Raw genomic sequence first — 25293 nt, 5'->3', positions numbered from 1 at the left:
AAAAAATACGAAATTTCTATTGTAAATCAAGATACAGAATATGTTGTGGATATTGATGCATCAACAGGTGATATTTTGAAAGTTGATCCAAACACAAAAAATTGATAGAGCCATGGTACGAACGATTTAAAATCATTTAAAGAAAAGTCCAATAAATAACCGTAGGAGGTTTTATCATGATTCAAAATTTTAAAGTAAAACTATTGTTTGAAGGTCAAGTTCATGAACGTCATCAGTTTTCGTTAACCTTTGAAGGCGATAATTATCAAGGGATTTTCCACGATGGAGAAATTCAGTGGTTTCATCCTCAACCTAAAAATAATCTTGGTGAAGATGATCTTCAAAACTTGGAATCTAAAGTGTATGACTTAATGACAAACTACGTATATCAAGATTTTAAAGTAAAACCATTGTTCGAAGATCAAGTTCATGAACGTCATCAATTTACACTAACCTTTGAAGGGGATAATTATCATGGGATTTTCCACGATGAAGAAATTCAATGGTTTCATCCTCAACCCCAAAACAACCTAGAAGAAGATGACCTTCAAGATTTGGAATCGAAAGTGTATAACTTGATGACTAACCACGTATATCAAGGTTTTAAAGTAAAATCATTGTTCGAAAATCAAGTTCATGAATGTCATCAATAGACTAATATATAAGAGGTGGGTATCTAAATGATGCCCACCCTTTTTCGCCCTTGAAACATCCACATTTTTCCTAATGTATGATTTTGTATATTTACGTACATTGAAAAGAACACCAAAAAGGGTCTTCTTCTTGAACTAATGTCACCCATTAGCTTAATAAGCTAGATAAAAAAACTCCTCTTATTTTATTTCAAGAAGAGTTTACATAATCATCTTTATCGGTATTGAAAAAGGATCTTCGGTTGGAAGATCCTTTTAGTTGTTAGTTCAATTAAAACGCCCGATTTCGGCACTATTTAAATACTTCATCTTCTAACTCTTCAATTCTCTGTTTCAACTGTCTATTTTCCTTTTTTACTTCGTATGAATTATAAAACGCTCCTGCTGCAAGGGAAAACGCAAACCACGCCCACAACCAATCCAATTCAATCCCTCCTTAAGAACTGCAATAAAATGATAAAGCTTATTGAAGATAATGGCCCTTTTGCTGAATAAGGTTTCCAAGGAACACATGAATGCTCTATACAAATCTAGTTAACATAAAGTCAATTTTCCGAAACTTCCAAACTATGAACCCCCTTGGCGCTCAAGGGGCTCCGAATGATCCATTTTTATCGTTTCTATATGATTTTATACATGGTTGATGAATCAACATTTTCGGCTTCTGAAGAAGCCTGGTAGCTGCATAAAAAAGGGATGTTTTATGCAAATTCTTCTTTCACTAAAGTACCAATTAGTTAAAATGAGAATTATTAATCGACCTTTAGCTTTATCGCTCTTGTAGCAATAAAAGTTTTAATATGCTTGTCTAAAATCCTTGTTCCGCCAAAATCATCTTCATAAAAACCTGAAATCACAAACCCTGCATCAATCTGCCCTTGAATTTGATCTTCCAAAGTATGTGCGTATTCTATTGTTTGACTTGAATTGATATAATCTTGAACTTCATCCTTTGGCAGATAATCCAATGTCGATGAAGGTATAGAATGTTTAACATCAAGAATCCCTTTTCTTTCTTGATTATCATCAAAAATCCATAATAGAGGATTAGTAAATCCAGCAATTAAAATTCCTCTATTTTTTAAGACTCTTGAAACTTCATTCCATACAGGTTGAACATCTTTTACAAATAAATTAGAAACAGGATTAACGATAATATCAAAATACTCATCTTCAAAGTCACCAAGTTCTGACATATCCCCTTGAACCGTTTTTAAAGTTAATCCATCACGTTTAGCTACCTTTTCATCTTGTTGCAATTGCTTTTTAGATATATCAGTAACTGTTACATCTGCTCCAGCCGCAGCTAAAACTGGTCCTTGTTGCCCCCCACCAGATGCTAAACAAAGTATTTTTAATCCGTCTAAAGATTTAGGAAACCAATTTCTTGGAACTGTTTTTTCAGTAGTGACAGTAATTTCCCAGTCACCAGATTTACTTTTATCAATGATTTCGCTACTTACAGATTGGGTGTATCTAGAACCCTCTTCAACCTTCTTATCCCAAGCGATACTGTTTTGTTGTGTTGTATCCATTGTAATTCCTCCTATAGCAAGAATCTTTACTACAATCTTATCATTACTCCTGTTTACATTAGGTTTAGTATCCAGTTTACTGTTCGACTAACCAGGCAGGGTAGGTGAATAAGGTTTTTTTCCGAATGTATGATTTTGTATATTTTCATACATTGAAAAGAATTTCTAAGTATTGATATTAACCTATCGTAGTAGTAGTAGTTAAATTATAAAGAATAATACCCAACACAAAAAAAATTGAATTATAATTCCAACAACACTACAAATTAAACACGAAATCGCTAACCCTCTACCACCTTCATTTGTCTTTTCTATTTGTTTTACAGCTTTTCTTGAAAATAGAATCCCAATAATACCGAGGATTAAACCAAGGAATGGAATTAAAATTGATAGAATACCATTAATTAAAGAAATTATCGAATTACTATTTGTTTGAGTTTTTCCAACCATTTATATCCTCCATTTAGCTTAAGAAGAAACTTAGAATCGGACACAATAACAATAATAATATTGAAATGGTAATAAGCACTTTTGATACTTTTTTTGGGAGTTTTTCTCGACCTTTACCCGTGTACCATCCACTAAACTGAAATTTATTCCTATATAGTACAAAGAATAAAATAAGAATTGCTATTAATACCATCCAGCCATATGTGACAGTGTTAGTTCCTAATTTTGAGTATACATAATTTATTAAGACACTTAAAATCCCACAAAAAAATACAAATATAAAAGCAATTCGTACTAACTCCAATAATACCTTCATTAGTATCACTCTCCAACTTTTTCATTCGCATTAATTTTACCATACACTTCCAATTTTTTTCGTTCAACTAAACTGCCCGTTCGTTGAATACCGAGGTGTGAACGTACGATATTAGATATTTACGTACATTGAAAAGACCACCAAGTTGGTGGTCGCTTTGTTGAATTAAAATTTCCTTTGTTTTCTTTAGGTGCTCATAAGCCAAACTCTATCTACTAAATACATTATTTTTTAGATGTTTCCTTTTAGAATTAATGTATAGCTGACAAAGTTTAATTGGTAAATATCCTAAAATTCCTCCAAGAGTATTTAAAATTAAATCATCAATGTCAAAACTACCAAACTTAAATATAAGTTTGAAAATTTCATATTTTATGCTGAATAGCGAGATGCAACGACTAAATTTTTCACGACAGTTTTTTGCGAGAGTTAAATTATTTAAAATAATTGCTGAATACAAACAAAAATCTGTATAATTAACTGCTTAAATCCGCATCCTTCCATTGAAAAATGCGGATAATGAAATAATCTTTACTTTTCATCAATTCTTTCTTCAAATGAATCTGAAACGATCTCTCCTTTGTGCATCGTCATTACTCGTCCAGGTCTCCTTGCAATGGCTTCCGCTGAACAAGATGCATCAACCAGTACGATACTTGCATCATCTCCTACATTTGGCCACACTTGTTCACCTTGATGATTAAGAGGTGTTTTTCCATCTGTAATAAAGGAGAGCGTTTGGGCTAATGATTGTTCATCTACCCAGCCTGAAATTTCTGCCAAACGACCAGCCCGTTCTAAAATATCTCCGTTTCCAAAGGGTGACCAAACATCAAAGATATTATCGCACCCGACAGCAACCGGTACACCTTTTTTGCGCAATAAGCCAACAGGCGGGAACTTCCGATCGATCGGCACACTCGTAATGATGGAGATTCCTGCATCAGCTAGTATTTCCGCCACTCCTTTTGCTTGAGATAAAGGAATATCCCCGAGTCCAAATGCATGGCTAATCGCAACCTTACCTTGAAGACCGGCTTCCTTCGTTAACCGAGCCAATCTTTTCATTGTGAAAATACCTAGATGATCTGCATCATGTAAATGCAAGTCGATTCCCGCATTTCCTTCAACAGCGAGGTCAACCATCTGTTGTAAAGAGGCTTCGATGTCGCCATCTACAGTAGCCGGATCAACTCCCCCTACATAGTTTGCCCCTTGATGAAGGGCTTCACTAATTAAATTCTTGGCATTCGAGCGTAATAAACCGTGTTGAGGAAATGCAACAATTTCATACGATAATTTCCCTTCAAATGTTTGCAATGCTTTTTTAACTTCTTCCAAATTCTTTAGCCCAACCTCCGGATAAATGTCTACATGAGTTCGTACATGTGTCACACCGGATGTCAGATAATGATTAAGTAACTTTTCTGCACGTTCCTGTGTCGTTGTTTCCAAAGAAGGGAGAACTTTCTTCTCGATTTCAAGGCGTTCAAAAATACTATTTACAGGTGTTACTGAACGCCATCGATCACCAAGTAACGTTTTATCCAGATGACAATGTTTTTCAACGAAGGATGGAAGCATCAGCAACCCCTTTACATCTTTTTGTGGAAAATCATCTGTGATTGCTTCAGTGACAGGTATGATTTTCGAAATCTTTCCGCCATCAATTAATAGATGAAAACGTTCCGTATTTGTACCTGTTACCACACCATTATTATTTTGATACCCGGTTTCTAATGTCGTATTCGTTAACCAAAAGGCAGTACTCATATGATCAGTCCTTTCTATCTTTAATTTACAATGTGCCAACAACTAAATTTCCCTTAAAGAAAGTAGCCACTCTACTAGTTCTTCTTGCAACAGATTCCGCCGAACAGCTCGCGTCAACAAAAACAAAATCTGCATCGTCTCCTACATGTGGCCAAATCCGTTGACCATCGGCGTTTAAAGTTGTGACACCACCTGTAATATAACGTAAGGTTTGTCCAAGTGAAAATTCATCACTTAGCCTGAAACGTTCCGCTAATATCCCCGCTTTTTCCAAACTGTCGCCTTTTCCAAATGGTGACCAGTGATCCGTGATGCTATCATCACCAAGGGATACCTCTACCCCTTTTTTCTGTAAAAGAGGAATTGGGATCGTCTTTCCAATAGGAACCGATGAGGTAATGGAAATACCTTGATGAACAAGCATATCTGCAACATCACTTGCTTCCTCAAGTGATATGTCAGCGAGCGCTAATGCATGGCTAATGGTAACTCTCCCCTGCCAGCCTGCTTCCTCAGTCAGAGCTGCTAATCGCTTAAACGTGAAAATACCAAGATGCCCCGGATCATGTATATGAAGGTCAATATTTGTATTAGACTCTACAGCTAACTCCATTACCGTTTGTAATGATTTTTCAATATTTCCATCAATGGTCGCCGGATCAACTCCCCCTACTAGGGAAGCACCGTTTTTCAGTGCTTCCCTAATAAGTGAAACAGACTGACTTCGTAATAATCCATGCTGCGGAAAAGCGACAACTTCTACAGAAGCCTTTCCTTTATATGCTTCCACCACTTGTAAAGTAGCTTCCAAGTTTTTTAATCCGATAACAGGGTCAACATTACAATGTGTACGAATGTGCGTTGAACCTGCACGCAACAATAAGTCCAGTAAATTTTTCGCTCTTTCTTCGACAACAGGCAGCTGGCGTGGTAGTAATTTTTCCTCTTCTTCCAACCGTGTGATAATACCTTTTGATGGAATCGTTGGCGCTTTCCAAGGACCACTATAGTATGTTTTATCAAGATGAATGTGCATATCCCTAAATGATGGGAGCATTAAATAATTATTTGCATCTTGTATAGGCAAATCCGTTATTAACAGTTTATCGGCGGAGACAATTTCCCTTATCGTTCTATCTTCAATCCGTACATGAAATTGCTCTGTTTTTGTTCCGGTTACTGAACCGTTTTCATATCGGTAGCCCGTTTCTAATTTAACATTGGTTAACCAATAAGTTTTACCTGCCATGTCCAGTGCCTCCTAAAATTATGATTTTCCAACGTTTTATTATGTCAATCCAATCATTTAGAGTTTAATTCATACCAGCGTTGGTATACCTTAATACTTTCTTCATCTGGTTGTTGAACCATGGGCAATCGGCGGTCTTCAATTGGTTTACTGTATTCATCATAAAATGTTTCCAGTTCAAAGTATTTGCGATCGTCTTGATAATAAGGTGCATAATCCTCACGTGTAGTAATATAAATTACCTTTTTGGGGCTGCAATAATAAAGAGACCCTAAACACATTGGACACGGACTTGCAAGAATATAAATTTCGCAGTCTATTAAATGTTCCGTTTGCAGTTTTTTACATGCTTTTCTGATGGCAAGCACTTCAGCGTGAGCTGTTGGGTCGTGTGTTTGAGCTACCAAGTTTGGACTTTCGGCAATAATTTCTCCATTCTGTACGATCACGGTAGCAAATGGACGACCTCCTGTTTCTACATTTTCGCGTGCCAATTCGATGGTATGTTTCACAAAATCCATTAAATTTCTCCTCATTTTCATCTTTAAACGTATTGCCTTAGGCTTCGGGTTTATCAATAAGCTTCTAAGTCAGTTATAACTTCAGTTGAACCATCTAAATGGCTCTTTCTTCATCTGATAGAGAAAATTGCTTGTATACATGGTCTTGGCTTGGATTACTGGGGGTATAAAAATATACTCTTTTGATTTGGGTATAATAAATGGCACTCATACCCATCGGGCATGGCCAGGTGCTTGCATATATTTCGTAACCTTCCAGATTGGTTGTATTCAATCTTTTACAAGCTTTCCAATGATTCAGATGTTGATTGACATGCGGTAAGCAAAAAACGAACAGCAGAATTAAAAACATTCGCCCCACCTTCATAGCTTCTTTTCCCCTCTTTGTAAAAATGGTATCATGAAGATATGTATATGTAAAATATTAAAAAAGTAAGTTTAACTTAGGTTTTTCGTATATTAAAAAGGAGTGTTTTTGACGATGGATATAAAACAGCTACGATACTTTATAGCAATTGTTGAGGAAAGGCAAATCTCTGCCGCTGCTAAACGGCTTCACATTTCTCAACCACCATTAAGTCAACAGCTGAAATCAATGGAAGAGGAACTTGGCTCCAAGTTAGTAGAAAGAGGTGGGAAATACTTTGAAGTAACTGAGACGGGAAAAACGTTATATAAATATGCCTTACAAATGACTCAATTAATGGAAGAAACCAAATTAGAGGTAAAAGAAGTAGGGGCTGGGGTAAGCGGAACACTGATGATCGGTGTTAACACCTTTTCTGTGGATAACTTATCTGAAATTCTCAAACAATTTCACACAAGTTACCCCAAAGTTACCTATAAAATCCAACAAAATGAATCATCGATTCTCTGCCAACTCGTAAGAGATAGAGCCTTAGAATTGGCATTTATACGATTGCCACTTAAATTGGATGATTTTTCAATTCTTCATCTTTATACAGAACCGTTTTATTTTATTACATCTAGAAAGCAGAAATCAATCAGCCATGGTGTTTCGCTTGATGAAATTCTAAACTGCCCACTCCTCTTACCAAGTACAGAGGGATTAGGTGTTCATTATTTAATTTTAGAAGCTTTTTCCCGGCTTCAATTACATCCTCACATCATTGGTGAGTGTTCCGATATTACGCTTTTATTAGATTTAGTTTCGGCCAACTTTAGCGCATCTATTGTTCCGGAAACGGTACTTAATCAGCATAAAGGATATCCTATACATGCTTACAGAATTTCCGATACCAAGTTTTCAACCCCAATCGGTTTGATATGGCTAAAAAACCATAGCTTATCCAGGTCTGCTCAGAACTTTATTGAGTTATTCAAAAAGGAAGGAATATCGAATCAATAATGAGGCTTTTCCAAAATAAACAATCTCATAATAATTTTATTACTAAAGTTATCTGCATAATTTTGGCATTAGCATTTATCATGTAATACTTATCTACACACACTTTTACTATTATTCCTTTTGCGCATCTAACGTTTGCATGGCTTGAATAAGAAATAGCATGTGCTAGACCAATAACAGCGTCAATTTTTGTAACTACATATGAGAAATGGGCTTGTTGTTACTCCACAATCTGGCCCGATTGCTGAACAAGATAAAATCCTACATATCCATACAGGACTTACATTGTAGGGCGCTATTGTGGAAAAAGAAGTAAGAGGTTTTTTATGTAGCTCCCATGACTGCCCATTCATCACGAGACAGTTCATGATTGGATTATGTATCCCTGCAAGGGTTATTACAAATTCATATCTATTGAAAAAAATAGAAAACATACTTATTTAAATAGAAAAGACTCTGGAGAGCATCTCATCCCCAGAGCATTTTTACACAATTATAACTATATTTATTTTACTTAACAGCTTCTTTTAATTCCTTACCTGGTTTAAAAGCAGGAACTTTAGAAGCAGCAATTTGCATCTCTTCTCCTGTTTGTGGGTTTCTACCCGTTCGAGCTGCTCGGTCGCGCACTTCAAACGTGCCAAATCCAACCAATTGGATTTTCTCTTCTTTAGCAAGCGTAGTAGAGATTGTTTCAATCCATGCATTCACTGCTTTTTTAGCGTCTTCTTTTGTTAGTTCTGCTTGTGTTGCCACAGCATTCACTAGATCTGTTTTGTTCATCGTCAAACACCTCGTCTTTTATTCTTATTGGTATGTAGTAGTTTCACCATCAACATAACATATGTTCGGTATGTCTGTCTAAGAGTAGTACTTTGCGAAAGACCGATAAGGTGTATTATGTAAACTAAATCGTGATAGATTAGAAATAAAGACAAGAAGAAAAAAACTGCTAATTAAAGACGATTTAAATTTTCTTATTCTACTTTTGTAATTTTATTTTGTGTCTCCCCCCTTCGTTACTCGAATAAATTCATTTCCGAGTTTTACCATATATGATTTTACTGTATGTTATACAACGGTAGTGAAGAGTACAAAACGCTCGCCCGATTCGGATAACTTAGAATAAGGTATCTCTTACTTGGAGGCTCCTTAGTCTACCTGGGTCTCATACATGTGAATACCAAAAACAGATGGCAAGAACTTCGGTTCATGTCGTTTTTTCAATTTCTTCTTACTAGTAATTGGCTTCGACTTATAAACTCCTTGCTCCCTTTGATTAATATAAACCAGTGTCTGATTTTAATTGTCGACAAGGTGATCTATTTGACGCTTACATCTATATTGAACGTATAAAAAAATTGAAGTAGTTCATATTAAATAATATAGATAGCCATGATTAACCAATAGCGATGGCCATAGTCAGTGATTTTTCCTATCCAATATATAGTGAAATTAGAAAAGACTTTTTGATACCATAAAAAAGTTAAAAGAGGAAAAGAGGGAGACTATGTGGTTTTTAAAGAAAAAAAATATAAAAGAGTTAAATCCCTCTCCCCCTTCACCTAGTCAAGCGGTGGCCCCCCCAAAAAAAGATGCCTTAAAAACTAGTCTTCAACAAAACATACAAACTCTAAAGGATACCCTTGGGGAAAGTTCGGATATTATCATTCGTGAAATTCGAATTGGAAAAGAAGGAACCATTAAAGCCGGTATTATATATACAGACGGATTAACCGATACACCCTCATTACAAAATTTTATTTTGGAAACGCTCATGCTAGATATCAAGGGGATTGAATTACAGAAAAAAACTTCTCCTGAGAAAAATCTTATTAGCATATTAAAAGATGTTGCCTTGACAGTAGGAGAAATTAAAGAAATAACTAATCTTGATGTTCTTTTTACCAGCCTTTTGTCAGGGGATACCATTATTTTAATCGACGGATATGCCCAAGGCTTAATCATTTCCAATAAGCACTGGGTCGAGCGTGGGGTAACTGAACCAGCGGCTCAGACGGTAGTTAGAGGACCACGCGAAGGATTCACCGAAAATTTACGTGTAAATACGGCCTTAATTCGGCGGAAACTTAAAGATCCGAACCTTTGGATGGAGTCAAAAATTATTGGAACACGCACGAAAACGAACATTGCCATAGTTTATATCAATGGCATTGCAAATGACAAAATAGTGAAAGAAGTCCGTTTACGTTTGGACCGAATAAACATTGATGGAATTCTCGAAAGTGGTAATATAGAGGAATTAATTCAGGATTCACCATATTCACCTTTTTCCACTGTTTATAACACGGAACGTCCGGATGTAGTAGCTGCAGCACTAATCGAGGGACGAATAGCTATTTTGGTAGATGGAACACCATTTGTGTTACTCGTTCCAGCATTATTCGTTCAGTTTTTCCAATCTGCTGAAGATTACTATGTGCGTACGGTTATTGGGAGTCTTATTCGACTTCTTCGGTTTTTTGCATCCGGGATTTCTTTGCTTGCACCTGCATTATTTATTGCGATCACAACTTTTCATCAATCAATGCTACCGCCTGCACTCATCATTAGTCTGGCAGCCCAGCGAGAAGGTGTCCCATTTCCTGCATTTATTGAAGCGGTCATAATGGAAGTCACCTTTGAAATTTTGCGGGAAGCAGGCGTAAGAATGCCACGCTCCATCGGTTCAGCCATGTCTATTGTAGGTGCATTTGTTATTGGTACAGCAGCGGTTGAAGCAGGAATAATCTCAGCTATGATGGTAATCGTCGTTTCAATAACCGCCATATCTAGTTTTGTTTCTCCCTCTTACGACATAGCGATTGCTGTAAGGATGCTGCGCTTTGCATTTATGGCGTTAGCTGCTTCGTTTGGTTTATTTGGAATTACGGTTGGTTTAATTGCCCTTATTCTGCATTTATGCAGTTTGCGTTCTTTTGGCGTACCTTATATGTCTCCGATAGCTCCATTTAATGTTTCCGATCAAAAGGATACATTTATTGTTTTGCCTATATGGAAAATGTTTACTCGACCTCGCCTAATCAATCAACAAAATAGGGTTAGGCAACAAGATTCAGCCTCTGCAAAACCAGCACCAACAAAAAAATAAGGAGTATGAAGGGGTTTAACGATGAAAAAGTGCATCTTTGGTCTCCTAATTCTCAGCCTCTTTCTTACGGGGTGTTGGGACCGGCGGGAATTAAATGAACTCGCCATTACGCTGGCAATAGGTATCGATAAAGTTGAAGATGAATACCAAGTAACCACTCAAGTGGTTGTACCTTCGGAAGTATCCATGAAAGGAAGTACGGGGAGTACAACGGTCGCCCTTTTTACTGCTAGCGGGGAAACGGTTTATGAAGCCATTCGGAGAATGACAAAGGACTCGCCACGAAAAATATATCCTGGACACCTTCGAATGCTTGTGATTGGTGAGGAATTAGCTAAAGAAGGGATAGGCAAATCCTTGGAGTTACTGTCACGGGATTGGGAACTTCGACCGGATTTCTATGTTGTTGTTGCTAAGGATATACCCGCTAAAGAAATACTGAATGTCACAACAGCTATAGAAAGCATACCAGCCAATAAAATGTTTAACAGTCTTAAAATGTCAGAAAAAGCTTGGGCTGGTACGCACAGCATTACTTTACATGAGTTGATAGCAGATCTTACAAGTGACGGAAAGGAAGCCGTACTAACAGGAATTCAATTAATAGGAAACAAAGAAATAGGATCAAGCAAACAGAATGTGGAAACGATTTCTCCTGCTGCTCGCATTAAATATGATAATTTAGCTGTGTTTAAAGAAGATAAACTAGTGAGCTGGTTAACTGAAAAGGAAAGTAGAGGTTATAGTGATATCACCAACTCAGTAAAAACAACAGTAACACCAATATCTTGTCCTAAAGAGGGAAAAGCCACTATAGAGGTCATTCAATCCAATGCTGATGTTAAAGGTAATATAAACAATGGAAAACCTGAAGTGGATATCAATATTAAAGTAGAAGGGAATGTAGGAGAGGTAGAATGTAAAATTAATCTTACCAAACTAGGAACAATTGATGAGCTTGAGAAAATTTACGAAAAAGAAGTGATAGAAATCATTAATGAGACTTTGGACACGTTACAAAAACAATATAAAACGGACATATTTGGATTTGGTGAAGCCATCCATCGTTCCAATCCGAAAGAGTGGAATAAGATGAAAGAAAATTGGGATGAGGAATTTTCTAATTTAACAGTAAATGTTAAAGTAGACATGAAACTTCATCGTACGGGTACGATAAATAATTCCTTGTTAGAAAAGATAAAGGACTAAATAAACATGCTGAAAAGTATGGGAATACTTTTGATTGCAACTGTCATTCTGTTGATTGAAGTTCCACCTCTCTTGGAAAAAAAGTATAAAAAAGAGTTGTTAGTTTTTTCAATTCTTCTTGTTATTGGGGTAGGGTTAAGTATTGCACAAGGAGTAGGAAAAACTATTCCGAATCCAATGGACTTACTAACTTATATGTTTAAACCGCTTAATGATGTTATTGCACATTTGTCGAAGTAAAAGAACCTTATGGAGAGGACGGCATGATATGAAATGATGCAAAACGTTAAAATAAATTCGTACCAATTTCTAGTTTTAGTCACGTTATTTTCGATTGGTACGAGCATCTTAATTATTCCATCAGTTTTAGCTACAGCAGCAAAACAAGACGCTTGGATTGTCGCGATATTCGGTACGGGAATCGGATTATTAGTTATTTGGCTATTTTGCACACTAGCACAGTGGTTCCCTCATCTCACCTTTATCCAAGTTACCGAAAAAATTTTAGGGAAATGGGTAGGAAAAGCCGTATCTCTTTTATTTGTATTCATGTCTTTTATCTATGCCTCAAGTCTTTTATTTTATTCTGGGACATTCCTCAACACACATTTGATGCCAAATACTCCAATGGCAGCCCTTAATATCCTTATGGCGATAATTATCGTGATGGGAGTCCGTCTTGGATTAGAGACAATTGCTCGTTCTGCTGAAATATTAATCCTTTTTTTCTTCGTTCTTTTTCTCTTTTTAGTGCTATTTATTTCACCTGAAGTCAAGTTTGAAAACGTACAGCCTGTATATGAGGCAGGGACAAGAACGATCGTTCAATCATCCTTATCTTTTATCGAAGTAACTTCAGTCAATGCTATTGTTTTATTAATGATTTTCCCTGCCTTTATTAACAAATTTAAACAAGCTAAAAAATCCTTTTTAATTGGAAACTTAATAGGCGGGATCGTCATCATTATCCTTACCTTTTTGAGTGTTTCAGTGTTAGGTGCTGATAATACTGCTGCGGAGTTTTATCCGAGTTATGAATTAGCCAAAAGAATAAATCTTGGGGATTTTATACAGCGTATTGAGGCACTAATGGCTGCACTATGGATTATCGCCCTCTATTTTAAGACAACCCTTTATTTTTATGCTTCCGTCTTAGGGATTGCACAAATTTTAAATTTGAAAGATTACCGCCCTTTAACAATACCATTAGGAATGATTGTCGTAGTCCTTTCTCTTGTGATCTATCCCAATGTCGTCTACCAACAAAATTGGAACACGACAACAGGTATATTCTTTTCATATTCGATTGGATTGTTTTTACCTCTTTTGCTAGTAGTCGTATATGCCATCCGAAAAAAACAATTGAAAAAATCCCCTGAAAGTTCTTCAGTGTGAGATTGATTCAATTAATCAATCAATAGGAGATTTTATGGTAAAAAATGAAGCAACAATTAACATAGAGACTGCTCTTAATGAGTAATCTCTATAATTTTTCATGTAAAACAATTAGAATTATAACGGTGTATTGGAAATGTCATTTATCAAAAACTAAACAATTACCGAGAAAAGCAATTGAAAAGTGTTTGTAAATAAGTTTTACCCCCAATAGTTGAATACTATATCTCCAACTCTCATAGGTTTTCAATATACATTTTTCCAATGTTTTAGGTTATATAGTTCTGCATCATTTAATTCATTTTCATTTTCTACAAAAATTCTTCCATTAGTATCTTTCAGTACTAATGGTTCATTTAACTCACTTAAATATAGTACCCTATACAGCTGACTAAATTCACTAAACAAGTGCTCATTATCAACAAATGTAATATCTCCTGGCACTACTGAAGATGCGAAAGCTATAAAAGAAATATACCAATGAGTAAGATATACAAATGCTCTTCTTAAACCTTTACCTCAACTCGGTAATAATACCGAGCCATTTCTGGTTCATTAAAATCCCCCCTTTCCTTTCTCCCGTGGAAAAAGCTACTTTTTTGACGAGTTTCTTCTATGTAATCTAAGTTAACATCTGAATCGAATTTGCTGGACGTGCATGAATACCTGTTTCAGCTGTAATTACAAAAACCTTTTCTAGCATACATTTTAAATCTCCTTAACATTTTTTTAGCAAGAAGAGGTCTAATCCACGCCTATTCATACGGTTCACCGTTACTGTTCTAAATACGGTTTTTAACGAACAGTTCACCATACATAAATAAAGATCCAATGAGGATTCTACTACTTTCGCTACTAACTCAGGTAAAATCCTAATACTCTCCCTTTCTGTGCGAAAAGCGATCACCTGTGATAATTTTTAACCTTATTGAAACCTTTTTATTACTTTATATTCTATAGTAATATAATCAGTGATAGGAGTAATCATAAATGAGTGAAATTTATTCTATAACGATTTTAGCTGGATTGGGTCTAATCGTTTTAATCAGTATCCTTGCACACTTTCTTATGAAAAAACGAACTCATAAAGATTTCTATCTTGTGATAATCGTGTGTGGTTTTTTCATGTTATGTGCGCTGTACTTGTTTGTTACAGGAATAATAGACATAATTAATAATAACCTCGGGATTTATCAATCTGCTGAGGGGATTTGTGAAATTGCATTTTTTGAAGAAAGTAGTGGTCGTTTTGGTTCACATCCGAGCTACTATAATATTTACATTGACGGTTTAAATATTTCAGCAGATAGCGAAGAATTTTCTTTCTTAAATGAAGAAACAGTCGCCTGTAAAGTGACTTACTTAGATGCAGCAGATACTTTACTAGAAATACAAATCAAATAGGCACATTCGTTTCATGCGAATGTGCTTGTTTTAAAATTCCATTTACTTATATACGGTTCACCGTAGTTTAATATAAACTTATTTATTATAGCCCGATACATAAAGATGGAACCCAATTCTTTCTACCGAAAAGCCCCCTTTAACGGAATTAGTCCTTTACTACCTCAACTCTTTTTATTGCACTTGTCAAGGTTAAGCCTTTTTTAGTTATCGTATGTCCCTTTACGAGCAGGGTATTATATTCTCCATTGGATAACTGTATATAACCTAAATCTTCTTTATCCTTTTCGAAATAAATGGTGTATTCATTGCCACCCAAAGTATTTAGTTCCCAGCTACCGCCATCCTCCATTGCGACATTGTCTGATATTCTCTCGGTGTAATATCCATTTTTGCCCTTCGCCAATTCGCCCACAAAGTATGTCTTTTCCCTTGTCTGTGTTACTAATAACTTTTCATCTTTGACTGTCGTAACCAAGTCAATATTCCCTTTAACATCTTCTTTCTGAATAAAATGTTTAAGAGCCTCTTCTTCATTGGAAAAATAACTACCTTTATCATTTTCTCCACATGCAGACAGCCCGGCCAACAAAATACCCAATAAGGATACTGCGATAAATGCTTTAATCCCTTTCACCTCTGTTACTCCTCTCGTTATAAACCGTAGATCCTAGCCCCTTATTCCGCACTCTGACCCGTTTCTGAAAAAGGGACGCGATAAGTAAAGATATTTTTACCTTTCCTTTTCTCGCTAAGGACAACTGCCATATACAAAAAATAATTCCCACCAAGAACAATAGAAAAGTCATGGAAACAACCCCAAATCTATCTACAATATGCAGCAATCTGGCCCTTTAATTGAACAAGGTCTTAAAATATTACATGAATACTCTATACAAATCTAGTTTACATAAAGGGAATTCCAGAAAGTAACCATACTAAAAGCCCCCTGAGTACCATTGGTACATCAGTGTTTTTGGTTTCTGAAGAAACCTCTCAACTGCATAAAAAAAGCTAGTTTTATACAAATATAAATTTATTTAATCCTTTTTACTTTGAGTGGCCTTAATTAATTCATCAAGCTTCTCATTTTTTTCTCGGTCTAATTTTGTTTTTTCATTCATGAACTTAATTACTTTGATTACAAAATAAATGGAAAAACCAGTAAGAACTAAATAAAAAATAATAGGTAACAAAGCAAAAAGAGCAAATACTCTATCTCCACCGTTAATCATTTCAAACCTCCCGAATTGTTAAATCTATCAATATTGTACAGTATCTTTTTTAATTAAACTGCCATATTAGTGAAATAAGTACTATTCCCCCCTAATACGAATGTATAATTCTGTATAGTTTCGTACATTAAAAAGACCACCAAATTGGTGGTCGCGCTGTTGAATTAAAGCACCGGTTAGTTGAAGTAGCAAAGTCTTTTAAATTCCATTTTAATTAGTAAGTAGGCTTTCATTGACATTTGTAATGAAACGAAAGGTTTCTTCCCCCGCCTTTTTATCCTTTATCGGTACAGAGTTCACAAAAATACCTTCCAGTTGAAAATCCTTGGTATCTATTGATTTATTTGAACTAAACAAATAGTAAGAACCATCCTTTACATACGATTTTTCAAATTCAATAAATACCGGCGAGGATACAGTGTGGATAAATGAGTTGGTATCTTTATTTTGTGTTGCCCCTACCGAGAACTTAATTATATCGTATGGAATAATTTCCATTTCTTTTTGATAGTCTGACAGGGATTGTTTTTTGAGAGTTAAAACATAATGATATTCCTTTTTATTGGAGTTATAATACTCTTGAATATTGTAGAATATATTATTTATTCCTGAGGTTGATATAACCTCACTTGATTCTGTATAGAATATTGTTTTATCGCTTAAACTTTGTAAACCTTTTACTTCTAAAGTAAATTGAGATTTGCTACTTGCTTCTACATCTTTTTTCTTAGATAGTTCACATCCAACAGTTGGTAACACTAAAATTCCAAGCAATAATCCAATATATAATCTTCTAATAATTACGTTCATAAATCCCCTTTCTTTAACCGGAATTTCCCTAATAATACACTTGATTTTATTGTTAATAATTCCCTCACATTTTTATTAAAGATATTATAGCACCATTCTTCAACTATGGGCCTTGTTAGTTGAAGAATGGGTTTCCAAATGTATGATATTAGATGTTTTCGTACATTCAAAAGATTTCCAAGACGGGGTTTTCTTCTTGAACCAACGCCACCCGTTAACTTATTAAGCTAGATAAAAAAACTCAAGCAAAAACGCTACCCAAAATTTTTATTTTGGACAGCACCATCTAGCTACAATTCGTTAATTCTAATGTTAACTGACTTCCTCAATACCCATACCCATAATTATATGGGTATTCATATCCATAATTATATGGGTATTCATATCCATAACCATACGGATCATATTGAGGATAACCATATCCGTACCCATATCCAGGACTTAGCAAAGAACCAGCTAATAAGCCTCCTGTAAACCCTCCAAAGAATGGGCTACCGAACCCAAAGCCAGGTCTACCGAACCCTCCAAATCCCATACCAGGTCTACCGAATCCTCCAAATCCCATACCGGGCCTACCGAATCCTCCAAATCCCATACCAGGTCTACCAAATCCTCCAAATCCCATACCAGGTCTACCGAATCCTCCAAATCCCATACCAGGTCTACCGAATCCCATATGGCTAATAATTCTTTCATCATTTTCTATTTGTTGAGGTTGGTTCCGTTGATCAACTTCGTCAGTCCAATATTGTAATTCTGTGTTCAACATAATCCCTCCTCTATTTTATTTTTTAAACACAATAAATAATATGTAAGACTTCGTGTGAATTCTTGGGTATTTAACTAGATCCGGAAATATACTTCGCAACGGCAATTAAACCACGCTGAAACAGCCTTGATAATGCCGGATCAACTTCTCTCCTGCTATGTTAGTGGAACAAGGGCGTTTTTGAGGGTTTTATTGAACGTATGATTTTAGTTATTTTCTTACATTCAAAAGACTACCACAACAACCCTTTATCATGCTATAACATCCGTTAGTTGATTAATTTTTCTGTACAAGGAATGTCTTTTTATTTTTCTTAGGATGATTCGTAAAAATAAGGTCCACAGCTATCTTCATGTGTATTTACATATGTCCAATTAAAATTGGTATCAACAATATAAATATCATCCTGGCTCCTAAAATCATTAGCTTTTATTTTTTCAGCATTATCAAGTTTCAAAACAAGTTCACTATTTTGATAAAAAATATAACATTCATTTTTTTTTAAGACATCAAATGCTTCTATCGCTGCTTCATTTTTTTAACTTGGTAATACGTTGTAACTAAATGTGTGCCATAGAAACTGCGTATAGTGAATTTCTTTTTTCTTTCTCATATAATCTAAAGGCAAATATTGAAGGGGTGATACGCATGATTAAAGTCGTAAATGATGTGGACATTTTGCTAGTAGAGGAAAGGAGAGTATTCGAGGACCAGTTTTTTATCCTGGTCTATAGGGACAAGGTGTACTTTCATAAGCTCATTCTTGTAGATTTGCAAATGGTAACGGTAGTTGGGCAAGATGAAGCATATAATGGACCTACTTGGATAACAGGTCGACATCGAAGATTATCGTCTCAATCAGTAAATATATGGTAAAGTTGTACATGAAATTCATAATCGAGTCGGACCATATTTAGAAGAAACGTATGGTGGTAAATTTAGTCGTTGCATTTTGGCAGATCACGAGTCTAACGTTTACGGTCAACTTGTTTAAACTCCAGTCGACATCTATGTATTGTTACGAGTTTGATAGAATGAGCAAAAGGAAAGGAATGCACTTGAATCATAAGGAACTAGGTTGAACAATCTAGTTCAGAAATTATAATAGCCCATACTCCTCATTAAATTGAGTATGGGCTATTTTTTGTGTCTGCCAACCTAGCTCGATGTAAAGCAGTTCTAGCAGAGGTATATGATACAGCTCTTAACAAGGAAGCAGAACCACATTTATTTCTAACCTTATCTACTACATAGCCAAGTTCTCGTTTTTTCCATCCGTCCACATCAAACAAATCTAATTACATTTCATAGTGTAGCTTTAAAGTAAAGATTGATTAAATAATTACCTTGAATACTTATTTAACAGCAAATATAAAAACTCCATTTTGAAAAAAGATTGATCAAAATGGAGTTACTCTTTTTATTTAAATATGAATTTTTTATAAAAAGGTTTGATCCTTTCAATGATCCTTATTCCACAAACTCCATTAGTTGAAGAAGAAATTTATTTTCACCTTGGATTAAGCATATCATAATGCTTATCAATCACTCTTCACTAAAATGATAGCAAAGTTGAACAACGCCAGAGGAAAATCTTTTTGTATCAACCAGGCTTAGATTCAATCTCTCCTTTATGTCAATAAACAAAGGTTTTCCTTCCCCTAAAATAACAGGGTGAACAGATAACCTAAATTCATCAACCAGCCCTAAATTTATAAAAGTTGTAATAAGGCTTGACCCACCATATAACCAGATGTCTCTACCAGGTTGGATCTTCAATTTATTTACTTCTTCAAGAATATTATCATTTATGAAATTTGCTTTTTTATCAGTCGCTTGTTGCGTTCTCGAAAACACATATTTTTCTTTACTATGAACTATATTCCACAGTTCTTTTTCGGTATCAGAATCTTCATTATTGGGAATATATTGCCCCCATAAATCATAGCTATTTCTTCCATATAGTATCGTATCAATATGATTTAAAAAATCAATGAACCCCATATCAGGGTCCATAACGCACCAGTCAACTTCCCCTTTGGGCCCTTCAATAAATCCATCTAAAGTAACTGCTAAATCTAAAATTATTCTTCTTGGTCTTTCGTTAATGGCCATACTTTTATCTCCTTTTATCTTATAGAATTTCCCTTGTTGATAAAATCATAAGGTATAAACTATACTATCCGTAAAACATGACAAGTAATGGCATGATTAAATAAAAAAGGGTGAGAAAAATGTCAAAAGCCAAGCGTCTATTAGATATACTTATATTTGTTACTGCTAAAAAAAAGTTTACAGCACAAGAAATAGCAGATGAATTTCATATATCCATTCGTACTGTACATAGATATATATTAGATTTATGTGATATGGGATTGCCAATTTACGCTGAACAAGGACGGAATGGGGGATATACCGTATTAACAAGTAGACTTCTTCCCCCTATTCTATTTACAGAAGAAGAAGCTGTTTCAATCTTCTTTGCATTTCAATCTCTAAATTACTATCGTAGCTTGCCTTTTGATGCTGAAATTACCTCGGTTGCACATAAATTATATAGTTCACTTCAGAGTGAAGCTAAAATAAAAGTGGATAAAATTCATTCTTATATTGCTTTTTGGAATCCTAAAAGAACCATTGATGCCCCATTTTTAAAAGATGTTTTAGAGCATTCTATTGAGAATAGAAATTTACACATTCAATATGAATCTAAATCAGGTATGAGAAAAAAACACATTCGCCCTATCGGTGTATATGCTCATGATGGATTATGGTATTTGCCTGCTTACGATTATCATAAGAAAAAAATATTAATGTATCGTGTAGATCGCATTCTTTCAATCTTATCCACTGAAAAAAGTGAAGATGAATTCATGAATTTAAAAGAATGGTTCAACTCTCATGAAGTAAAAAAACCGATTCGACTGCATATACGCTTAACAACGGAAGGTGTTCGTCAATGTAAAAGTGTTCCTTATTTTGATGGTTTTGTAGTTACACAAGAAGATGGAACTGGATATATAGATACAATCATTGATAAAGGTGAACTTAGTTTTATAACATCATTATTTTTGAGACTTGGAAGTCATGCACGAATTTTAGAACCAAAGGAATTAATAGTTGGATTACGTAAACAAGCTGAAGAAATTTTAACTATGTATCAAGATGAGAATTAAAATATTTGTTTTTTATCAATCCTCTTTTGAAATCTAGAGCTAATAAGGCTATTTCAATGGAACCTTGCTTCAACTAATCTCCCAATAGTTATATAAGAAAAATCGGAGTGTGAATCATTCCAGTTCATCTTTTTTATAAACGGTTAAACTTTCTTCAAAACAGTTCGACTTTTTTATAAATAGTATAACATTGTTTCAAATCGACAATATGCTAATTTTTGTAGAATTAATTATATATAGACAATAAAGTTTTTTAATTATATAATCACAGACAAAAATCCCCCGATCTCTGGTAAGAACGGAGTTAAATATAGTTGTTTAATTTTTGCTGTTGGATACTTCACTGCCATTTAACAATAAAACAATAAAATTAGTCACTATTCCACAATCGGGTACGATTGTCTAGTAACACTTAGATATAAAAGACTTAATTGTGATTTGAATAATATACACTGCACTGTCGTCTTCAATAGCCACTGTACGCACTATTGTAAAAACTTTATCTGTGATGCCTAATGTTGGTTTAGAATAAAGTTTGATTATTAACGCTCTAAATCCTTGATTTTGCTGCATATAAAAAGCAATCGTTTTGAATAAAGATTAATCAAAACGATTGCTTTCTATTATTTTTAAGAACTGTTTTTTATAAAAAAGATTGATTACTTTAAATCTCCTTATTCCACTAAAGCACCCGTTAGTTTAATAAGAACAGCGACGCTAATTCAACAATCGCGTCCGATAATGGAAGAAATAGGGGAACTAAAACAATAACTTGTATTTACATACCTCATTGACCTATGTCTAATTATTCAAAAGCATTGTCATTTTTCTACTGATGGTTTCCATTCCAAAAATCTCATAGTGGCTTTTAGGTTAAACTTCTAAACATTTAAATCTAACGATGTTTCATCTTTACTTTAAGATCAAATGAATTATTCTCTTTATTTTTAATGGTCCCGCCCAAATGCTTTTGTCTTAATATTTTTCTTATCAAGAAATTCTTCTATTTTTTTCTGTTCTCTTCCATTCACCACATCACTTTTATTCATTATTGATTCAATGTTTATTTTCGAAAAGATCTCTTTATTTATGTCATCTGTAAAATTACTGAGGATTTCATCTAGTTCAGAAAGAAGCTCATTGTAAGCTGTAATGTACTGGCTAATTCTTTCAGACTCTTCTTGATATCCTTCAGGTAATGTATTATTTAAGATATAGTTAGAAAAATTCTCATCATTTTCTTTTGTAAGCTTGGTAATTTTGGCTAACTTCTCTAATTCATTTTTATTTAATTCCTTTTCTTCATCTATAATCTCTTGAAATGGGTAACTAGCATTATCTAATTCGTCATGACTGTCTAGATATGTTTTTATGCTTAATTTCATTTCTTCTTCGTCAATTACACTATTTTGTTTTTCAGAGGTGAAAATTTTACCAGGAATCTCTACGGTCTGCGTAGAAGGAATTTCATCCTCTGTAGCGTCAATATTTTCTCCCTGAGAACATGCGCTTAATATAAAAAGAATTAAAAAACTAAAACACAATTTTCTCATAATAATTTCTTCCCCCTTGTAATTGACATGTTCCATCTCAAATATTTTGTAAATAGTATGAAAGAGAATTTTGCTATATAATACCCTAGGAATGCTAAAAGAGAACCTATAATAAGCCCTTTTATGGACTCGAGGATTTCTCCACTTCCAATTGTACTAAATCCATTAATAAATCCCATTACAATTAAAATTAGTGGGGATAGAATCATGATAGGAACCCCAATGATATAAGCTAATATAAATGGTGTAAGTATTAGCAGCATAAATAAACTCACTATAATAATAATACAATTCATTACACTTAATCCCATAATTGAAAACAATGCCGTAAACATATTTCTAATGCTTTTTTTCTCTTCAACCTTATTAATAGCATAAACAGCGTTCAATTCTTTAGCTATTTGTTTAGGTGAACCAAGGGCTTCTACAATCTGACTTTCTATTTTTCCTTCTCCTACACCAATCATAAAATATTCCTCATAATCTTGTAAGATTTCCTCTTTTTCATTTTTGGGTAGCTTCCGTAAATACTTTTTTAAAATTAACAAAAATTGTTTTTTACTCAAAGGAGATCCGCCTCCATAATTAATTGATTTACTCCCTTAGAGAACTCCTTCCACTCGTCCACTAAGTGATGTAAGTATGCACGACCTTTATCAGTAAGCCTATAATATTTTCTTGAAGGGCCTTCACTGGATTCTTGTAAATATGTTGTAAAATACTCTTCCTTTGTTAATCTTCTTAATAAAGGATAGACAGAACCCTCCGATATTTCAATTTGCTCAGAAATCCTCTGGACGAGTTCATATCCATATCGATCCTTCTTATCAAGCAGTACAAGTACGCATAGTTCTAGAACGCCTTTTTTAAATTGCACATTCAAGGAATACTCACCCCTTCTCTTTATTGTTATGTACAATTTAATATAAGGTACCACATAATATATAGTACCTATCTATAAAATACAGTATATGGTTATATTTTACAGATAGGTACTGTATATTGCAAGGTACAATATATAACCATACTACTTTAAAAGTGTTATACCGTAAAATGGCCCGATTGTTGAACACAAGTTAAACAACACTGTTCAACTAATCTGCCAGTTAGTTGCAGATGGGGGCTTCTTCTTGAACTGATTTCCCCCTTTAGCTTAATAAGCTAGCTTAAAAAACTCCTCATATTTTATTTCAAAAAGAGTTTACATAATCACCCTTATAGATACTGAAAAAGGATCTTCGGTTGGAAGATCTTTTTAGCTGCTTGTTCAATTAAAGCGCCCGATTGCGGAAGAAAAAGTACCAATACAAATGGCTTTCAATAATACATCTTTGTTATGTTATGATAATTGATGAATTGAATGATTTGGAGGCACACTATGGAACGTTTTACTTGTCAAGTACCTAGTAATGTACATATTTCAACAATAATGCCGATAATAAATGAACATAGTAAAACTGTTTTCGAAATGCGAAAACAGCAACATAGATTCCTTGCCCGTATCGTTAATGGGTTATTACGCTATGGCATACCCTATTGTTATAAAATTGCAAATGAGTATACAAAACCTCTTTATACTATAGACTGTATATTCCCTGGAATTCGCTATAAATTGACCGAACATTCATCCTCACAAATAGTGCAGATTGTCCCCCATAGAGTTCAATTAATTGAAAAGGCGTACTCGTTTAGACTTGATAGCCACGAATATTATTTTGAAAAGGACTATACAAGTTCCGGTTACTTAAAATATGACAATCAACAGGTTGCTACTGTTTCAATGACCATTAAGAAAGATATTTCTTTGGAATTTGATACTATTATTATAAAAGCAACTACTCAGGAATTCGCAGCTCTCGCTGCAGTTCTATATCATACGTTTTATTATTATGGTGCCTAAAATAAATCTGTGTTCGACTAAAGCACTCGATTGCTGAATATTATTTCACCTTAAAGAAACGCCCCTTTACTTAAGAGGTCTATATCTGTTTAATATGTTCTTTTATTTTTTGGATAATTGCTTTATAAAATGAAATTTGATGTGGTACGAATTTATTCCTTCCCACATATTCTTCAATCAAAGTCTTATTACCATCTTTATTTATTTCAAATCCCTTTATTTCAATTGTTTCTCTTTCACCTAACCAAAGTTTTGTAAAGTCGTTAAATTCTGCTTTCACAATACCTGCAACTTCTTCTGCTTGAAGTGTAAAGTCATCAAATGTATTCGCACTCTTATATAAAAAAACGTTTGCTAATTCCTTATCAATAAAGTTTTCTTTAATTACACAATAATCAAATACTCCTAACGGTACTAATTCATCAAATGGGACATCAATTCCTATTTCCTCCTTTATTTCCCTTACACCATCCCTAACTGTTTCATCAGCCAATAAATGTCCAGCAGCAGTAATATCCAAAAGATTTGGATAGTCTTTTTTTATATCACTACGAAGCTGTAGATAGATATAATCTATTCCTTTTTCATTGCTGACGAACCAGCAATGAAACGCTTCATGCCAATATCCAATTCTATGTACATCCTTACGAGAAGCAACACCTATTTGATTTCTTTCTTTGTCAAAAATTCTTAATTGTTCATGTTCCATACTTTTATCCCCTTTCATGAAGATACCAATACTTTCTATTTATGTTACCGCAAACTCTTCACTGTTCTGTAAAATCACCTCATACAAAAAAGAGGCTCCTTTAAAGTACGCCCGATTACGGTGAAAATCATGGATTGTTATTTGTTAATGATCAT

Annotated in this window: 30 protein-coding genes; 11 read left to right on the top strand and 19 right to left on the bottom strand. The window is 34.5% G+C overall.

Features of this window, described 5'->3' with window-relative positions; translation table 11 throughout:
• Window positions 1–12: 12 nt before the first annotated feature.
• Both ACIQZI_RS14115 and ACIQZI_RS14110 read left to right on the top strand, forming a co-directional pair.
• Window positions 13–105, top strand: coding sequence for a hypothetical protein (locus tag ACIQZI_RS14115; RefSeq protein ID WP_403074050.1), 93 nt, complete (start codon window positions 13–15; stop codon window positions 103–105).
• A gap of 71 nt (window positions 106–176) precedes the next feature.
• Window positions 177–653: a DUF5342 family protein gene (locus ACIQZI_RS14110; protein WP_403073952.1), complete on the top strand. Its 477-nt coding sequence runs from the start codon at window positions 177–179 to the stop codon at window positions 651–653.
• 292 nt (window positions 654–945) lie between these two features.
• Here the strand turns inward: ACIQZI_RS14110 and ACIQZI_RS14105 are convergent, their stop codons facing one another.
• The 7 genes from ACIQZI_RS14105 to ACIQZI_RS14075 form a co-directional block, all read right to left on the bottom strand.
• A complete protein-coding gene (locus ACIQZI_RS14105) occupies window positions 946–1077 on the bottom strand; it encodes a hypothetical protein (protein ID WP_403073950.1) in 132 nt (43 codons plus the stop codon).
• 328 nt (window positions 1078–1405) lie between these two features.
• Window positions 1406–2188, bottom strand: a complete 783-nt coding sequence (locus tag ACIQZI_RS14100; protein WP_403073948.1) for a class I SAM-dependent methyltransferase — start codon at window positions 2186–2188, stop codon at window positions 1406–1408.
• Between the two features lie 201 nt (window positions 2189–2389).
• Entirely contained in the window at window positions 2390–2638 is a 249-nt protein-coding gene (locus tag ACIQZI_RS14095; RefSeq protein WP_403073946.1) for a DUF4190 domain-containing protein, read from the bottom strand.
• A gap of 524 nt (window positions 2639–3162) precedes the next feature.
• Entirely contained in the window at window positions 3163–3414 is a 252-nt protein-coding gene (locus ACIQZI_RS14090; protein WP_403073944.1) for a VanZ family protein, read from the bottom strand.
• 71 nt (window positions 3415–3485) lie between these two features.
• Entirely contained in the window at window positions 3486–4727 is a 1242-nt protein-coding gene (locus ACIQZI_RS14085) for an amidohydrolase (RefSeq protein WP_403073942.1), read from the bottom strand.
• 25 nt (window positions 4728–4752) lie between these two features.
• Window positions 4753–5976, bottom strand: coding sequence for an amidohydrolase family protein (locus ACIQZI_RS14080; RefSeq protein ID WP_403073940.1), 1224 nt, complete (start codon window positions 5974–5976; stop codon window positions 4753–4755).
• Window positions 5977–6029: 53 nt separating this feature from the next.
• Window positions 6030–6497 carry a nucleoside deaminase gene (locus ACIQZI_RS14075; protein ID WP_062179978.1) on the bottom strand — a complete coding sequence of 156 codons (468 nt, stop codon included), beginning with the start codon at window positions 6495–6497 and terminating at the stop codon, window positions 6030–6032.
• A 481-nt stretch (window positions 6498–6978) separates the two neighbouring features.
• Between ACIQZI_RS14075 and ACIQZI_RS14070 the strand changes: the two genes are divergently transcribed.
• Window positions 6979–7866: a LysR family transcriptional regulator gene (locus ACIQZI_RS14070; RefSeq protein WP_062179984.1), complete on the top strand. Its 888-nt coding sequence runs from the start codon at window positions 6979–6981 to the stop codon at window positions 7864–7866.
• 510 nt (window positions 7867–8376) lie between these two features.
• Here the strand turns inward: ACIQZI_RS14070 and ACIQZI_RS14065 are convergent.
• A complete protein-coding gene (locus ACIQZI_RS14065; protein WP_403073937.1) occupies window positions 8377–8649 on the bottom strand; it encodes an HU family DNA-binding protein in 273 nt (90 codons plus the stop codon).
• Between the two features lie 727 nt (window positions 8650–9376).
• Between ACIQZI_RS14065 and ACIQZI_RS14060 the strand changes: the two genes are divergently transcribed.
• Genes ACIQZI_RS14060 through ACIQZI_RS14045 form a run of 4 tightly spaced genes read left to right on the top strand, consistent with a single transcriptional unit; the run spans window position 9377 to window position 13582 of the window.
• Window positions 9377–10978, top strand: a complete 1602-nt coding sequence (locus ACIQZI_RS14060) for a spore germination protein (RefSeq protein ID WP_403073935.1) — start codon at window positions 9377–9379, stop codon at window positions 10976–10978.
• A 21-nt stretch (window positions 10979–10999) separates the two neighbouring features.
• On the top strand, window positions 11000–12187 hold the full coding sequence (locus ACIQZI_RS14055) for a Ger(x)C family spore germination protein (protein WP_403073933.1): 1188 nt from the start codon (window positions 11000–11002) through the stop codon (window positions 12185–12187).
• 6 nt (window positions 12188–12193) lie between these two features.
• A complete protein-coding gene (locus ACIQZI_RS14050; RefSeq protein WP_403073931.1) occupies window positions 12194–12427 on the top strand; it encodes a hypothetical protein in 234 nt (77 codons plus the stop codon).
• 33 nt (window positions 12428–12460) lie between these two features.
• Window positions 12461–13582: a GerAB/ArcD/ProY family transporter gene (locus ACIQZI_RS14045; RefSeq protein WP_403073929.1), complete on the top strand. Its 1122-nt coding sequence runs from the start codon at window positions 12461–12463 to the stop codon at window positions 13580–13582.
• Window positions 13583–13828: 246 nt separating this feature from the next.
• Here ACIQZI_RS14045 and ACIQZI_RS14040 read toward each other — a convergent pair whose 3' ends face one another.
• Window positions 13829–14026, bottom strand: a complete 198-nt coding sequence (locus ACIQZI_RS14040; RefSeq protein WP_403073927.1) for a hypothetical protein — start codon at window positions 14024–14026, stop codon at window positions 13829–13831.
• A 546-nt stretch (window positions 14027–14572) separates the two neighbouring features.
• Between ACIQZI_RS14040 and ACIQZI_RS14035 the strand changes: the two genes are divergently transcribed.
• Window positions 14573–14986 carry a hypothetical protein gene (locus tag ACIQZI_RS14035; protein WP_403073925.1) on the top strand — a complete coding sequence of 138 codons (414 nt, stop codon included), beginning with the start codon at window positions 14573–14575 and terminating at the stop codon, window positions 14984–14986.
• Between the two features lie 148 nt (window positions 14987–15134).
• Here ACIQZI_RS14035 and ACIQZI_RS14030 read toward each other — a convergent pair whose 3' ends face one another.
• The 5 genes from ACIQZI_RS14030 to ACIQZI_RS14010 form a co-directional block, all read right to left on the bottom strand.
• Window positions 15135–15623 (bottom strand): hypothetical protein, encoded by a 489-nt coding sequence (locus tag ACIQZI_RS14030; RefSeq protein WP_403073923.1) that lies wholly within the window; start codon window positions 15621–15623, stop codon window positions 15135–15137.
• Window positions 15624–16026: 403 nt separating this feature from the next.
• On the bottom strand, window positions 16027–16221 hold the full coding sequence (locus ACIQZI_RS14025) for a hypothetical protein (RefSeq protein WP_403073921.1): 195 nt from the start codon (window positions 16219–16221) through the stop codon (window positions 16027–16029).
• A 210-nt stretch (window positions 16222–16431) separates the two neighbouring features.
• A complete protein-coding gene (locus ACIQZI_RS14020) occupies window positions 16432–17031 on the bottom strand; it encodes a hypothetical protein (protein ID WP_403073919.1) in 600 nt (199 codons plus the stop codon).
• A 325-nt stretch (window positions 17032–17356) separates the two neighbouring features.
• Complete coding sequence (locus tag ACIQZI_RS14015; RefSeq protein ID WP_403073917.1) at window positions 17357–17800, bottom strand: hypothetical protein; 444 nt, start codon at window positions 17798–17800, stop codon at window positions 17357–17359.
• Between the two features lie 313 nt (window positions 17801–18113).
• Window positions 18114–18323: a DUF4275 family protein gene (locus ACIQZI_RS14010; RefSeq protein WP_403074048.1), complete on the bottom strand. Its 210-nt coding sequence runs from the start codon at window positions 18321–18323 to the stop codon at window positions 18114–18116.
• Window positions 18324–18448: 125 nt separating this feature from the next.
• On the opposite strand from ACIQZI_RS14010, the gene ACIQZI_RS14005 reads away from it, so the two are divergent.
• Window positions 18449–18676: a hypothetical protein gene (locus ACIQZI_RS14005; protein ID WP_403073915.1), complete on the top strand. Its 228-nt coding sequence runs from the start codon at window positions 18449–18451 to the stop codon at window positions 18674–18676.
• A gap of 669 nt (window positions 18677–19345) precedes the next feature.
• Here ACIQZI_RS14005 and ACIQZI_RS14000 read toward each other — a convergent pair.
• Complete coding sequence (locus ACIQZI_RS14000) at window positions 19346–19915, bottom strand: dihydrofolate reductase family protein (RefSeq protein ID WP_403073913.1); 570 nt, start codon at window positions 19913–19915, stop codon at window positions 19346–19348.
• 119 nt (window positions 19916–20034) lie between these two features.
• Between ACIQZI_RS14000 and ACIQZI_RS13995 the strand changes: the two genes are divergently transcribed.
• A complete protein-coding gene (locus ACIQZI_RS13995) occupies window positions 20035–20976 on the top strand; it encodes a helix-turn-helix transcriptional regulator (RefSeq protein WP_403073911.1) in 942 nt (313 codons plus the stop codon).
• A gap of 947 nt (window positions 20977–21923) precedes the next feature.
• On the opposite strand, the gene ACIQZI_RS13990 is transcribed toward ACIQZI_RS13995, so the two are convergent.
• The 3 genes from ACIQZI_RS13990 to ACIQZI_RS13980 are packed head-to-tail and all read right to left on the bottom strand — an operon-like array spanning window position 21924 to window position 23412.
• Window positions 21924–22529: an NDxxF motif lipoprotein gene (locus ACIQZI_RS13990; protein ID WP_403073909.1), complete on the bottom strand. Its 606-nt coding sequence runs from the start codon at window positions 22527–22529 to the stop codon at window positions 21924–21926.
• Window positions 22526–23095: an HAAS signaling domain-containing protein gene (locus ACIQZI_RS13985; protein ID WP_403073907.1), complete on the bottom strand. Its 570-nt coding sequence runs from the start codon at window positions 23093–23095 to the stop codon at window positions 22526–22528. Before ACIQZI_RS13985 ends, ACIQZI_RS13990 begins: the two co-directional genes overlap by 4 nt.
• On the bottom strand, window positions 23092–23412 hold the full coding sequence (locus tag ACIQZI_RS13980) for a PadR family transcriptional regulator (protein ID WP_403073905.1): 321 nt from the start codon (window positions 23410–23412) through the stop codon (window positions 23092–23094). Before ACIQZI_RS13980 ends, ACIQZI_RS13985 begins: the two co-directional genes overlap by 4 nt.
• Before the next feature lie 495 nt (window positions 23413–23907).
• On the opposite strand from ACIQZI_RS13980, the gene ACIQZI_RS13975 reads away from it, so the two are divergent.
• Window positions 23908–24429, top strand: coding sequence for a tubby C-terminal domain-like protein (locus ACIQZI_RS13975; protein ID WP_403073903.1), 522 nt, complete (start codon window positions 23908–23910; stop codon window positions 24427–24429).
• Between the two features lie 79 nt (window positions 24430–24508).
• Here the strand turns inward: ACIQZI_RS13975 and ACIQZI_RS13970 are convergent, their stop codons facing one another.
• Entirely contained in the window at window positions 24509–25138 is a 630-nt protein-coding gene (locus tag ACIQZI_RS13970; protein ID WP_062180056.1) for an NUDIX hydrolase, read from the bottom strand.
• Window positions 25139–25293 lie beyond the last annotated feature (155 nt).

Source organism: Peribacillus sp. NPDC096379, from assembly GCF_044762875.1.
GTDB lineage: Bacteria > Bacillota > Bacilli > Bacillales > DSM-1321 > Peribacillus.
The sequence above is the reverse complement of the archived record's forward strand: the minus strand, read 5'-3'. Positions and strand labels throughout refer to the sequence as shown.